Here is a 13,514-nt window from a genome sequence, read left to right as displayed (position 1 = left end):
ACCCCGCACGCGACATCACGGTCGTTCTCCTTTTCCTGGGTCTGGCAGACCCACCCTCGCGGGCCGCGCCCACGGCATACTGGCGCGGTGAACGACTCCTCCCACGCCATGAGCGACGATCCCCGACGCGAACTCGCGGAGTTCCTCCGCACCCGCCGAACTCGGCTTCGGCCGGAGGACGTTGGCCTGGAGCCCGGCCCGAGACGGCGCGTCGCGGGACTGCGGCGCGAGGAGCTGGCCCTGCTGGCGGGAGTGAGCTCGGACTACTACCAGCGCATGGAGCAGGGCCGCGACGTACGCCCCTCGGAACAGGTCCTCGACGCCCTCGCGCGCGCCCTCGGCTTCTCCGCCGAGGAGACCCGTCACCTGCACAGCCTCGCCGCCGCCGCACGCAACCCGGTCCAACCACCGCGTTCGTACGAGCCGGAGGAGGTACCCGACACCACGCTACGACTGCTGCACGGCATGACCGCACCCGCTCTGGTCGTCGGCCGTTTCCTGGACGTGCTGGCCTGGAACCCGCTCGGCGGCGCCCTGCTGGGCGACTTCACCCGCCAGCCCCAGAAGGAACGGAACATGCTGGCACTGTTCCTGCACCCCCAGGCCGACCGGACCTGCCCGAACCGGGCGGCCACCGTCGCGGAGCTGATCGGGATGCTGCGGACGCAGGTAGCCGCCGATCCGGGGAACCCGCGCGCCGTCGAACTGGTCGGTGAACTCGCCGTCCGCAGCGACGAGTTCGCGGCCCTGTGGGCCCTCCACGACGTGGAGGAACCGACCCGCGGCCAGATGCGCCTCAACCACCCACGGGTCGGCGAACTCAACCTGGACTGGGACGCCTACCCGATACCGGGCAACCCCGGTCCCGCGCTCATGGTCTGCACCGCGGCCGAGGGCAGCCTCGACGCCGAGCGGCTCCAGCTCCTCGCGGGCCTGCTCGACGTCCGCTGAGGCCGGCCCTCGGTCAGCCGCGCAGCCGGAGCGCCGCGAGCCAGAGCTCAGGCGTCCCGGGTTCCGGCTCCTCGGTCGCGGGCCGGGCCAGGAACTGCCGTACGCGGCGCAGCAGTACAAGGACGGTCATCGGAACCTCCGGTGTGGTGGGCTGTGTTCACCCCACCGACGAACGGCCCCTACGCGGATCGACACTCCGCGAGCCGCCGTTCCAGGAACCTGCGCTCCGCCGCGTTCTCCACCAGCTCCAGCGCCCGTTCGTACGCGACGGCCGCCTCCGCCGTGCGGCCGCTGCGGCGCAGCAGATCGGCGCGGGTCGCGGGCAGCAGGTGATAGTCGGCCAGTTCGCCCGACCGCTCCAGCCCGGCAACCAACTCCAGCCCTGCGTCCGGGTGTTGAGCCATGCCCACGGCGACCGCCCGGTTCAGGCGCACCACCGCCGACGGCACGAAGCGCTCCAACTCGCCGTACAGCGCGGCGATATCGGCCCAGTCGGTCTCCTCGGCCATGGGCGCGGTGGTGTGGCAGGCGGCGATGGCGGCCTGGATCTGGTACGGGCCGGGGCGGCCCCGGCGCAGAGCGGTCTCCAACAGGGCGGCGCCCTCGTCGACTTCGGCCCGGTCCCAGACCGTACGGTCCTGGTCCTCCAAGGTCACCAACTCCCCCGCCGCGTCCACACGCGTGCCGCGGCGGGCGTCGTGCAGCAGCAACAGGGCGAGCAGACCGAGGACTTCGGGCTCGTCCGGCATCAGGCGGGCCAGCACACGGGCCAGGCGGATCGCCTCCGCGCACAGGTTCGTCCGCACCAACTCGGCGCCGGACGTGGCCGCGTAGCCCTCGTTGAAGAGGAGATAGACGACCCCCAGGACGCCCGTCGTCCGCTCGGGCAGCAGATGCGCGGGCGGCACCCGGTACGGGATACCGGCGTTGCGGATCTTCTTCTTCGCCCGCACGAGGCGTTGCGCCATGGTCGCCTCGGGGACGAGGAAGGCGCGGGCGATCTCAGGGGTGGTCAGGCCCGCGAGCGTGCGCAGGGTCAGGGCGACCCTTGCCTCGATGGGCAGCGCGGGGTGGCAGCAGGTGAAGACCAGCCGCAGCCGGTCGTCCTCGACGCCGCTGTCGTCGCCGTCGTACTCCGGGTCGTACGGTCCCTCGTCCCGCCCCAGCACCGCGACCTCCCGCAGTTTCGCCGCCCCGACCGCCTCCCGGCGCAGGACGTCGAGGGCGCGGTTGCGGGCGGTCGTGGTCAGCCAGGCGCCGGGGCGGCGCGGGATGCCGTCGCGCCGCCACCGGTCGAGTGCCTGGGCGAAGGCGTCCTGCGCGCACTCCTCCGCGAGGTCCCAGTCGCCGGTCACCCGGATCAGGGTGGCGACGACCTGGCCCCACTCCTCACGGAAAGCGGCGGCCACCGCCTCCTCGACGTCCGGCACGCTCACTCCCAGACCGGCCGCACCTCGACCGAGCCACCGCCGAGCGCGGCGGGATGCCGGGAGGCCAGCGAGATCGCCTCGTCCAGGTCGGCGACCTCGATGATGTCGATACCGGCGACGTACTCCTTGGACTCGACGAACGGCCCGTCGCTGAGCAGGACTTCGTCGCCCTGGACGCGCACGGTGGTGGCGTCCGTGGACGGCCGCAGCCTCGCCCCGGCGCGCATGAGGTCGCGGTTGCGGACCTCGTCGATGTACGAGGTGAAGCGGGGATCGTCGGCGATCTCGGCGGGGCTGAGCTCCTCGCCGCCGACAGGGGTGCAGATGAGCAGGGCGTACTTCACGAACCCTCCTCGGTCTTCTCGGCACCGACCGAGACGTGTTCGTGGACGATCTGCCAGCGCAGGCCGGCGTTGCGGTAACCGGTGGTCACGCGCAGGACGTCGTCCAGCGGCTCGCCGCCGGCAAGGGTGCCGCGCAGCCGGACGAGGGCGTTGCCGAAGGCGATGGACTCGTCAACTCGGACGCGGAACTCCAGGACCTCGCGGGTGACCGGACCGGTCACGCTCGCGAACACGCCCTCCATGGCCTTGCGGAAGGCGTCGATCCCGTGGGCTTCCAGTCCGGTGGTGAAGTGGAAGGCCTCCACGTCCGGCGCGTAGCAGGCGACGATGCGGTCGACGTCCCGTTCACGGGCGGCGTCGGTCAGTTCGGCGTCGAGGGCGCGGATCTCGGGCTCGCCCTCCTCCTCGCCGTCCATGGGCCAGAACGGGCGGACCTCCATGGCGCCGATGGTGGCCACAGGGTGCCTGGCGGCGGCCTCGACGGCCTCCTCCAGGGTGTCGCACTCCAGGATGTCGAACCCGGCGACGTACTCCTTGGTCTCCGCGAACGGCCCGTCGGTGCGCAGCACCTCGCCGCCGCGCACCCGCACGGTCACGGCGTCGGCGGGCTTCGCGAGCCGGTGCCCGTGCAGCCGTACGTTCCGGTCGCCCAGGTCCTCCACCCAGGGTTCCACGGGTGTCATCCCGGAGTCGTCGGCGGTGTCGTCGCCGCACACGAGCAGCATGTATTTCATGGGTCCTCCCGGTCCTCGATGAGCTTCCTACACCCCACCGACGAACGCGACCGAGCCGGATCGACACCCCGCCAAGAGAAACACGCATCCCAAAACACGGAGAGGCCGGGGCGCCGGCCCCGACCTCTCCCCTACGACCCGTACGACTTGCCTGTTACGCGGTGGCCGCCTGTACCGACGGCTCCCCCGCCCCCACAACCGCACGCTCGGTGTTCTTGCGCACCAGCAGCAGCGTGACCACCGCGCCCAGCAGCGAGGCGCAGCCGCAGATCACCACGCCGACGGCCATGCCGTGGCCGAGCGCGGTCTGCGCGGCGGCCTTGGCCTGGGCGCTGCCCGCGTTGACGACGGCGAGCGGTCCGGCCGCCTTCTCCATGCCGGCGTCGGCCCCGCTGAGCTTGCCGACGAGCGCGGAGGACGCGAGGCTCATCGCGATCGTGGAGATCACGGCCGGGCCGAGGCCCTGGCCGAACTCGCGGACCAGGCTGGTCGCGCCGCTGGCCATGCCGGTCATGTTGATCGGTACGGCGTTCACGGCGGCGGAGGTCAGCGAGGACACCACGCAGATGAAGCCGATGCCGAGCAGCAGCACCGGGCCGATGAAGGCCGCGAGGGAGGTGGTGGTGATGGGCAGGGCGGCGATCCAGAACTGGCCGGCGGCCATGGGCAGCAGGCCGCCCATGAGGAGCCAGCGGGCGTCGATCCTCGTCAGCATGCGGCTGAGCACCGGCGCGAGCAGCAGCGGGATCAACTGCAGGATCACGAACGGCATTCCGGCCCGCAGCGCGCTGAGGTGCATCACCGCGCCGAGGCGGATCGAGACGCAGTAGGCGGTGCCGATGAAGCCGAACATGCCGGCCAGCGCGACGACGGCCGCCGCCGCGAAGGACGGGATCTTCAGCAGGTCGAGGTTGAACATCGGCGAGGCCGCGCGGGTCTCCGCGACGACGAACCCGGCGAGCGCGACGGCCGCCAGAGCCAGCGAGCCGACGATCGCCGCGCTGCCCCAGCCGCGGTCGCCGCCCTCGATGATGCCCCAGAGCAGGGCGGTGAGGCCGACGGCGATGGTGATCTGCCCGGGCCAGTCCAGCGCGCGGCCCTCGGGCGCCTTCGAGTCGGTGACGAGCTTCCAGGAGGTGACCGCGACGATGAGACCGAGGACGACCGGCGGCACGAACGCCCAGCGGAAGTCGGCGACCGTGGCGAGGATCCCGGAGGACAGCGGGCCGAGCGCGGAGGCCAGCGAGATCGACAGGGCCCAGGTGGAGACGGCTTTCGCCCGGTCCTTGCCGTCGGGTGTGGCCGCCGCGATGACCGCGAGGGAGCTGGGGAACAGGGCGGCGGCGCCGATGCCGGCCAGGGCCTGCCCGGTCCACATCATGCTGATGTTCTGCGAGGTGGAGTTGAGGAGTTCACCGAGCGCCAGGACGAGCCCGCCGAGCACCAACAGGCGCTTGCGGCCGAAGAGATCGCCGACCACGCCGAAATTCAGTTCCAGAATCGCGGTGGGGAGAATGAACGCGGAGGTGACCCAGGCGACCTGGGAACCCGATGCGCCGAATGCGGCCTGAATTTCTCCGTTGATGGGCGAGGGAACGGTAATGCACAACTGTGCCGCCGCGACCGCGAGACAGCACGCTATGAGTGTTCCGGGGTCCAGTCTTTTCAAGGAGGTCGAATCCGTCATCGTGCGTGCCCTCACTCTGCGTTTTTCTCTATGAGTTCGATGAGATTTCCCTCGGGGTCACTGACCCAGGCCATGCGCACTCCGGGCTCGGGGGACGGCCCGGGTGCCATGACCTCGCCCGCGCCATGGGCCACCAACGCGCCATGAACGGGGTCGAGTTCGGGGGTGGTGACCGCGAAGTGCCCGTACCCCTCGGTGAGGGCGGCGGTCAGCGGGTCCGGCGCACGGAGGCCGGGTGCGGAACCGGGTCTGGCGAGCAGCTCGATGCGCCAGCCCCGCGGATGCTCCAGGACGACACCGCGCAGACCGGGCCCTTCGAGGTGGAACTCGAAGACGGTCTTGAGCCCGAACGCGCCCTGGTACCAAGCGACTTGGGCCGCCAGATCCCGTACGTTGACGCCCACGTGGTCGAGTCGGGTGGTCACGGCGGCTCAGCCCGCCATCGCGCTGTCGCCGCCGTCGACCATGAGGTTGGCGCCGTTGACGAAGGCCGCTTCGTCGGAGCAGAGGAAGGCGGCGGCTCGCGCGATGTCCTCGGGCTGCCCCACCCGCCCGACCGGGATGCGGGCCTCCAACTGGGCCTTGGGGCCGGCCGGATCGTCGAGGAAGGGCGCTGTGGCGGAGGTGCGGGTCATGCCGGGCGCGATGGTGTTGACGCGGATGTGGTGCGGAGCACCGGCCGCACACAGGTGCAGGCTCATCGCCAACACCCCGCCCTTGGCGGCCCCGTGGGGCACCATCGGCATGAACGGCGCTCCCCGTACGGCGGCCACGGAGGCGACATTCAGCACGGCCCCGCCACCCCGCGCGATCAGGTGCGGCCAGGCGGCCCGCGTGCAGAAGTAGGGGATGTCCAGCTCGTTCTTGATGGTGAAGTACCAGTCCTCGGCGGGCATCGTCTCGAACGGACCGTTCCGCAGCGCGGAGGCGTTGTTGTAGAGGATGTCGATCCCGCCGAAGGCCGCGACCCCGGCCTCGATCCACTCTCGGGCGCCGCTCTGGGTGGACAGGTCAACCGGAGCCAGGGACCGCATGGTTCCGCCGGTCTTTTCGACGAGTTCCACGGTCTCGGCCGCACTGTCCTCGTCAATGTCACAACCGAAGACTTCAGCACCCTCCGCCGCGAATACCAGCGCCGCGGCCCGCCCAATTCCCGCCCCCGTTCCACTGATGAAAGCGATTTTCCCGGCCAGTCGACCCATGATTGCCAAGTCCCTTGTCCCGTGCCGCCGTGGTGCGGTGGTGGCAGCGTAGGTACGGCCATTGACGAGAACAAGAAATGGGTCAATGAAGGGCCATCGGGGGTTCGTATGGCTGGTATGAGGCGCGAAGCCCGGAACTCCTCCCGGCCTCACGGCAGGATGTCCCCATGAGCACCGACGACCAGACCCGCCTGATGCGCGCCAACCAGGCGAACTGGGACGCCCGCACCCCCGTCCACCTCGCCAGCCGGTTCTACGGCCTCGACGACGACCCGGACCCGGACCGCTGGTTCGCGTCCTTCGAGTGGGACGACCTCGGCGACCTGACGGGCCGGGATGTCCTCCACCTCCAGTGCCATCTCGGCACGGAGACCCTCGCGTTCGCGCGACGTGGGGCACGTGCCACGGGCCTCGACTTCTCCGAGGCATCGGTCACGGCCGCGAACGGCATCGCGGTGAAGGCAGGCCTCGACGTCGACTACGTACAGGCGAACGTGTACGACGCCGTGGAGGCCCTGGGGCAACGGCAGTTCGACGTCGTGTACACCGGCAAGGGCGCCCTGTGCTACCTGCCCGACCTGCCGCGCTGGGCGGACGTGGTCGCCCAACTCCTGCGCCCCGGCGGCCTGTTGTACATCGTCGAGTTCCACCCCCTGCTCAACTCGCTCGGCCCGAAACCGGCTCCGGGCGAAGGACCGGAACTGCTCCTGCGCCACGACTACCTGGGCGGCGGGGGTCCGGTGCACCGGGACGCGACGTTCACGTACACCGACGGACCGGCCGTGGCCGGGGCGACCGACAGCTACGAGTGGATGCACGGAATAGACGAAGTCATCAACGCGTTGACCGCAGCAGGAGTGAACATCCGGCGCCTTCGCGAGAGCGACGAACTGCCGTGGCCGCGCTGGCCGCAGATGGTCCGGACCGAGACCGGCTGGTGGCGCCTGCCCGAGCCGCGGATCCCCCTCCTGTACGGCCTCCTGGCGAGTCGCTGAGCCCTACGTCACACCCAGAGCCGCACCGGGTGTGCTACGGTGCGGTCAGCACTTGTGCACGCCCCGTTCCGGGCGCCGGTGCCAGAACCACTTCTCTCCCGCCGAACAGCCCGTCGATCTCCGACCGGCTCACCGGCTTCTCCACACCACTTCGTGACCGGCGTTCTCCGCCGTACCCGAGGTGATGTTCCCCGCCGCCCCGAGGAGCGCTCGTTCGCCCTCCGTCTGCGGCTTCTCCCCCCTTCCTTCCGCATGACACATGCATCCCGTCCTTGAAAGGACCACCCATCATGACCACCACACTCGAACCCCCAGTACAGGAACAGCCCCGCATCCAGACCGCCACCGGTGTCCTCGACATCGACGGCAACGGGAAGGGGCACCTGCGAGCGCTGGACTGCCGGCCCTCGCCCACCGACCTCCAGGTCTCCCCCGCGCTGATCCGCCGTCACGGCCTGCGCAAGGGCGACCTCCTGGAAGGCGTCCGCGGCGGGCAACGCGCCCTGACCGAGGTCGCGTTCGTCAACGGGCGCACGCCCGCCGAACTGCGCGGCCGACGGCACTTCCGTGACCTCACCCCGCTGCACCCGCGTGAGCGGCTGCACCTCGAACACCCGGCGGCCGGCCTGACCGGACGCGTCGCCGACCTGATCGCCCCCGTCGGCAAGGGCCAGCGCGGGCTGATCGTGGCCCCGCCCAAGACCGGCAAGACCGTACTGCTCCAGCAGATCGCGGCCGCCGTCGCCGGCAACCACCCCGAGGCCCACCTCATGGTCGTGCTGCTCGACGAGCGGCCCGAAGAGGTCACCGACATGCGGCGCTCCGTGCGCGGCGAGGTGTACGCCTCCACCTTCGACAAGGCCCCCAAGCAGCACATCGCGCTGGCCGAGCTCGTGATCGAGCGGGCCAAGCGGCTCGTCGAGGCGGGCGAGGACGTGGTGATCCTCCTCGACTCGCTGACCCGGCTGTGCCGGGCGCACAACAACGCGGCCGCGTCCGGTGGCCGTACCCTCAGCGGCGGCGTCGACTCGACCGCGCTGATCGGCCCGAAGAAGTTCTTCGGCGCCGCGCGCCTCGCCGAGGAGGGCGGCTCCCTCACGATCCTCGCCACCGCACTCGTGGACACCGGCTCCCTCGCCGACAGCGTCTACTTCGAGGAACTCAAGAGCACCGGCAACATGGAGCTCCGCCTCAGCCGCGACCTGGCCTCCCGCCGGATCTTCCCGGCCATCGAGATCACCCCGTCCGGCACCCGCCGAGAGGAACTCCTCCTCACCCAGGCCGAGTTGACGGCGGTACGAGGCCTGCGCCGCGTCCTCCAGAACAGGGACGCCCAGGGCAGCCTGGAAACCCTGCTGGAGCGCATGCGCGAGACCCCGGACAACGCGACGTTCCTACGCCAGATCCAGCCCACGCTGCCTTCCAACTGACCCAAGCGGCTTTTTTAGGGGCGCGAGGAACTGCGCGACCAGCCCCCACCGGCCGGCAGCCAAATGACCGCCAACCCAGCGGAGCGCTAGCGCATCCGGGTGCTGACGAACCCCGCACGGCCCCGCCAGCCCCCTCCACACCGACTCCGTTCCTACGTTTGCGGTATGACAATCGGATTCCCACCCCGGATCACCGTGTCGGCCTGCGCCCTCTGCCTCGCGGGCGCCCTCGCGTTCACCCCCGTCGCGGCGGCAGCAAACACCGGGTCGGATCCCGGCACAGCAACACCCCCACCCGCCCTCCTGAACCGCCCCGAAACCCAGGTCAGACCACACCCCGGAGCCCCCGCAGTCCCGGACATCTCCGCCCTGTCCTGGCTCGTCGCCGACGCCCACACCGGCGAAGTCCTGGCCGCCCACGACTCACACCGCAAACTCCCACCCGCCAGCACCCTGAAGACCCTGTTCGCCCTGACCGTCCTCCCCGCACTCCCCGGAGGAATCCAACACCGAGTCAGCGAACAAGACCTGGCAGGCATCGGCGAGGGCAGCAGCCTCGTCGGCGTAGAGGAGGGCCATACCTACCGCGTCGCAGACCTGTGGCGCGGAGTCTTCCTCAACTCCGGCAACGACGCCGTGCACGTCCTCGCCTCCCTCAACGGCGGCTGGGAAACCACGGCCACCCGCATGCAGGCCAAGGCCCGCACCCTAGGCGCCCTCGACACCCACGTCGTCTCACCGGACGGCTACGACACCGACGGCCAGGTGTCCTCCGCCTACGACCTCGCGGTGTTCGGCCGCGCCGGCCTGCGCAACGCGGACTTCGCACGCTACTGCTCCACCGCCGAGGCCCAGTTCCCGGGCGAGGGATCGTCGTACGGCATCCAGAACACCAACCGGCTGCTGACCGGCAACGACGGTGTCGAGCGGTATCCGGGGATCGTCGGGGTGAAGAACGGCTACACCACGCACGCCGGCAACACCCTTGTCGCGGCGGCGCGTCGGGGCGGCCGGTCGCTCGTCGTCACGGTGATGAACCCTCAGGCGGGCGGTGGTTTCACCGTGTACGAGGAGGCCCGCGAGCTGCTCGACTGGGGCTTCGCCGCGGCCGGGCGGGTCGATCCGGTGGGGTCACTGGACGCCTTGCGGGCCAGGCCGAGGTCGGGTCCCTCGGCGGTGCCGGTGGCCGCCGCGGTCGTACCGGACGAAGGACCCGGCTGGGCCGAGACCGCGGCGATCGCGGCCGCGGCCGTGCTGGGCGCGGGCGCGGTGGTGGCCGCGATCCGGTTCAGGATCAAGCGGCTCCCGCCGGTCTGACCCGTCGGCAGCCACAGCAGCAGGCCGAGCGTGATCCAGGTGTACGTGTTGCTGCCGAGGAAGCCGTCGATGCCCGAGGAGTCGTCGAACCACAGCCACACGACACTCGTGCACATCACCGCGTAGAGGGCGCCCGCGATCCGTGGGTGCCCGGCGCGGACCAGCACGGCGAAGGCCGGCAGCAGCCACACGAGGTGGTGCACCCAGGTGATCGGGCTGATCAGACACGCGGTCAGCCCGGTCAGCGCGAACGCGGCCGTCCAGTCCCCCCGGACGATCGCGTGGCGTGCACGCACCGCCCACACGGCCAGTACGAGCACCACGACCGTCGCCCACAGCGGGCGGCCCGTTTCGCCGAGCCGGGCCAGGACGCCTTGCAGGGACTGGTTGGAGACGTAGTCGAGGCGGCCCACCCGGGTGGTGTCCCACATGGCCTGGGTCCAGTAGAACCGTGAGGCGTCCGGCACCACGAGGAACGCGAGCCCGGTCGCCGCGAGCGCCACAGCCGTCGCCACCGCGGCGGCTTTCCAGCGTCTGGCCAGCAGCAACAGGGCGATGAACAGGGCCGGCGTGAGCTTGATCGCCGCCGCGAGGCCGATGCCGACGCCCGCCCAGCGGCCCCGCCCGGTGGACAGGAGCCAGCCGTCGCCGAGGACGAGGGCCAGCAGTATGAGGTTCACCTGCCCGAAGCTGAACGTGTCGCGCAACGGCTCGAACAGCGCCAGCCCGCACGCCACCAGCGCCCACCCGAACCAGCCGTAGCGCCGCCACCCGGGCCCGGCCAGGATGCGCAGCACGACGCCGAGAGCCGTGAGGTTGAGGACGAGTGCGGCGGTGATCGCGGCGCCGAGGCCGAGGTAGCCCATCGGGGCCATGCTGACGGCGGCGAACGGCGGGTAGGTGAAGCCGTAGGTCGTCCCGGGCACGTGGTAGTCGTAGATCCGGCCGCCGTGGTGGAGCCAGGTGTGGACGGTGCCGTAGTAGACCCGCAGGTCGAACCAGTCGCGCAGCAGCGGGACGGTCGCGGTGAAGACGGTGACGACGGCGGCGAGGGCCAGCACCAGGAGGACGCGGCCGCGGTCGGTGGTGGGTGTTCTCATGCCGTACGTCCCAGGGCCGGGGCCTCGGCGGCCTGGCGGGCCTGCCAGAGGACGACGATCGCGAGGACGCCGCCGGAGACGGCCAGCACGAGTTGTCCGATGTCGGCGGGGCCGCCGCTGGGCAGCACGGCGAGCGCGAGCACGCCGGTGACGGCGGCCACCCGGTGGCGTACGGACGTGCTGGGCGCGGCGGCGGCGATCAGGAAGAGACCCCACAGGGCGTACCAGGGGCGGATCGCCGGGCCGAAGGCGGCGACGACCGCCAGGCTCAGGCCGAGTGCGTAGACCGGGCTGGGGCGCAGGCGGAACCATATGGCGAGGACGGCCGCGCCGGTGACCGCGAGTCCGAGGGCGTGCCAGGCCGGGACGGCGAAGGGCGCGAGATCGCTGCCGAGGTGTTTCAGCAGGGCGCCGGTGGCGCGGCCGAGGAGGCTGGTGAGCGCCCAGTTGTGCGCCGAGACGGGGGTGTCGAGGGCGCTGATCCAGCCGTAGCCGGTGCCCGCGAAGGCCGTGGCCGCGACCGTGGTGGCCGCGGACGCGACGACGGTCGTCGTGACGGCCCTGGCCGGGCGGTGGCCCGCGCGGATCTGGAGGAGCACGACCGCGGCGAGGCCGAGCGCGGCCGGTGCCTTGACCAGGGCGGCGAGCGTGACGAGTACGGCGCCCAGGACCGGCCAGCGGCCGAGCGCGGCGACCAGGCCGACGCCGAGCAGCCCGAGCATGATCGCGTCGTTGTGGGCGCCCGCGACGAGGTGCAGCAGGACGAGCGGGTTGAGGGCTCCCAGCCAGAGCGCGGCGGCCGGGTCGGCGCCGCTGTGCCGGGCGAGCCGGGGCAGCGCGGCGGCCATCAGACCCACCCCCAGAAGGGCGACGAGCCGCATCCCGAAGAGCCCGGCGGGCAGTTCGCCGCGGGTCAGTCCGGACAGCCACGACGCCACGGCGAGGAACACGGGGCCGTACGGCGCGCCCGTGTGCTGCCACAGTGGGGCGACCTCGTCGGCGAGGGGCCCGCCGAGCGTGGCCGGGCCGTGCGCGTAGACGTCCATGTGGGCGTCGACCATGGCGCCCTGCGCGAGATAGCTGTACACGTCCCGGCTGAACAGCGGCGGCGCGAGCAGCAGCGGGGACGCCCACACGGCGAGGACCAGGAACAGGGAGCGTGGGGTCGGCGGTTCGGCACTGCGGATCAGCTTGCCCAGCAGCAGCCAGGCCGCTATCAGCAGGACGACACCGAAGTAGACCCCGACCAGCCCGAGCGCGGCCTGCGCGGAGGCCGGGGAGAAGAGGTCCGCGGCCGGCAGCGCCCCGGCCGTCTCACCGCCCAGCGCGAGGACGGCGGTTCCGGCCAGGCCCAGTACCTGGCAGCGGCGGAGATCGACGGGAAAACCCATGGCCAGCACTCGCCCAGCGTGTCAACGCCTGATGGCGGGAAGGCGACCTGCCGCTCTCCGTGCGGCGGACTGCGCGTGACCTCCGTGTGCTCGGCCCTCGGCACCGATGAGTTCTCGGTCCGCGACCGGTCTCCCTGATGACCGACTTTCGCAGAACGGACGTGATGACCGTGCCGACCAGCTCCGCCCGCACCAAGGTGAACGGCCAGGAGATGTACTACGAGATCCATGGCACCGAACACGAGGACCGGCGCCCGCTGGTCCTGCTGCACGGCGGTGTGCAGACCGTCGGTCTGACCTTCGGGACGCTGCTGCCCACGCTGTCGGCCGAGCGGTACGTGATCGCCCCCGAACTCCAGGGCCACGGCCACACCCCCGATACCGACCGGCCGCTGACGATCCCGGACCTGGCCACCGACGTGGTGGCACTGCTCGACGAACTCGGCGTCGAGCAGGCCGACTTCATCGGGTTCAGCCTCGGTGGACTGGTCGCGCTGGAGATCGCGGTCCGGCACCCGGAGCGGGTCGGACGGCTCGTGCCGGCCGCCGTCGCGTACTCCCAGGACGGCTTCCACGACGAGGTCCGCACCCCCGACTTCAGCTCGCCCCGGCTTCCCGGCCAGGCAGACTTCCAGGAGATGGCCGACGCCTACGCGGCCGTCGCACCGCACCCCGAGCACTTCCAGGACTTCTTCGCCAAGTGCTCGGCGGCGGCGAACGCCCCGCTGCACTGGACCGCAGACGACCTGCGCACGCTCAGCGCGCCCACACTCCTTGTCATCGGCGACACGGACTTCTTCCACATCGAGCACCTCGCCGAGATGCACCGGCTGATCCCCGACGCACAGCTCGCCGTACTGCCCGGCACCACGCACATGGAGCTCATGCGACGGAAGGTGCTGCCGCCCCTGCTCACCGACTTCCTGGGCTGAG

At 71.3% G+C, this 13,514-nt stretch carries 12 protein-coding genes and 1 pseudogene; 5 read left to right on the top strand and 8 right to left on the bottom strand.

Annotated elements, in window-relative coordinates:
• Positions 1-108: 108 nt before the first annotated feature.
• Entirely contained in the window at positions 109-951 is an 843-nt protein-coding gene (locus tag OG504_RS46655; protein ID WP_405996597.1) for a helix-turn-helix transcriptional regulator, read from the top strand.
• 179 nt (positions 952-1,130) lie between these two features.
• Here the strand turns inward: OG504_RS46655 and OG504_RS46650 are convergent, their stop codons facing one another.
• From OG504_RS46650 to OG504_RS46625, 6 genes are all read right to left on the bottom strand, one after another.
• Entirely contained in the window at positions 1,131-2,387 is a 1,257-nt protein-coding gene (locus OG504_RS46650; protein WP_405995226.1) for an RNA polymerase sigma factor, read from the bottom strand.
• On the bottom strand, positions 2,384-2,725 hold the full coding sequence (locus OG504_RS46645) for a YciI family protein (RefSeq protein ID WP_405995225.1): 342 nt from the start codon (positions 2,723-2,725) through the stop codon (positions 2,384-2,386). The genes OG504_RS46650 and OG504_RS46645 overlap by 4 nt, the downstream gene beginning before the upstream one ends.
• On the bottom strand, positions 2,722-3,459 hold the full coding sequence (locus OG504_RS46640; protein WP_405995224.1) for a nuclear transport factor 2 family protein: 738 nt from the start codon (positions 3,457-3,459) through the stop codon (positions 2,722-2,724). Before OG504_RS46640 ends, OG504_RS46645 begins: the two co-directional genes overlap by 4 nt.
• A 154-nt stretch (positions 3,460-3,613) precedes the next feature.
• On the bottom strand, positions 3,614-5,146 hold the full coding sequence (locus OG504_RS46635) for an MFS transporter (RefSeq protein WP_405995223.1): 1,533 nt from the start codon (positions 5,144-5,146) through the stop codon (positions 3,614-3,616).
• Positions 5,147-5,157: 11 nt separating this feature from the next.
• A complete protein-coding gene (locus OG504_RS46630) occupies positions 5,158-5,571 on the bottom strand; it encodes a VOC family protein (RefSeq protein WP_390162132.1) in 414 nt (137 codons plus the stop codon).
• Positions 5,572-5,577: 6 nt separating this feature from the next.
• Positions 5,578-6,348, bottom strand: a complete 771-nt coding sequence (locus OG504_RS46625) for an SDR family NAD(P)-dependent oxidoreductase (RefSeq protein WP_405995222.1) — start codon at positions 6,346-6,348, stop codon at positions 5,578-5,580.
• A 167-nt stretch (positions 6,349-6,515) separates the two neighbouring features.
• Between OG504_RS46625 and OG504_RS46620 the strand changes: the two genes are divergently transcribed.
• From OG504_RS46620 to OG504_RS46610, 3 genes and pseudogenes are all read left to right on the top strand, one after another.
• Positions 6,516-7,343 carry a class I SAM-dependent methyltransferase gene (locus OG504_RS46620; protein ID WP_405995221.1) on the top strand — a complete coding sequence of 276 codons (828 nt, stop codon included), beginning with the start codon at positions 6,516-6,518 and terminating at the stop codon, positions 7,341-7,343.
• A gap of 290 nt (positions 7,344-7,633) precedes the next feature.
• Positions 7,634-8,773 carry a transcription termination factor Rho gene (gene rho, locus OG504_RS46615; RefSeq protein ID WP_405995220.1) on the top strand — a complete coding sequence of 380 codons (1,140 nt, stop codon included), beginning with the start codon at positions 7,634-7,636 and terminating at the stop codon, positions 8,771-8,773.
• Between the two features lie 165 nt (positions 8,774-8,938).
• A pseudogene (locus tag OG504_RS46610) lies at positions 8,939-9,754 on the top strand (D-alanyl-D-alanine carboxypeptidase family protein); the annotation flags it as partial.
• A gap of 59 nt (positions 9,755-9,813) precedes the next feature.
• On the opposite strand, the gene OG504_RS46605 reads toward OG504_RS46610, so the two are convergent.
• Positions 9,814-11,190 (bottom strand): glycosyltransferase 87 family protein, encoded by a 1,377-nt coding sequence (locus OG504_RS46605; protein ID WP_405995219.1) that lies wholly within the window; start codon positions 11,188-11,190, stop codon positions 9,814-9,816.
• Positions 11,187-12,581, bottom strand: a complete 1,395-nt coding sequence (gene mptB / locus OG504_RS46600; RefSeq protein ID WP_405996596.1) for a polyprenol phosphomannose-dependent alpha 1,6 mannosyltransferase MptB — start codon at positions 12,579-12,581, stop codon at positions 11,187-11,189. Before mptB ends, OG504_RS46605 begins: the two co-directional genes overlap by 4 nt.
• 137 nt (positions 12,582-12,718) lie before the next feature.
• On the opposite strand from mptB, the gene OG504_RS46595 reads away from it, so the two are divergent.
• Positions 12,719-13,513 carry an alpha/beta fold hydrolase gene (locus OG504_RS46595; RefSeq protein WP_405995218.1) on the top strand — a complete coding sequence of 265 codons (795 nt, stop codon included), beginning with the start codon at positions 12,719-12,721 and terminating at the stop codon, positions 13,511-13,513.
• The last annotated feature ends 1 nt before the right edge of the window (position 13,514 follow it).

Origin of the sequence: Streptomyces sp. NBC_00986 (genome assembly GCF_045162565.1) — a bacterium.
In the GTDB taxonomy this organism is placed as follows: Bacteria; Actinomycetota; Actinomycetes; order Streptomycetales; family Streptomycetaceae; genus Streptomyces.
The sequence above is the reverse complement of the archived record's forward strand: the minus strand, read 5'-3'. Positions and strand labels throughout refer to the sequence as shown.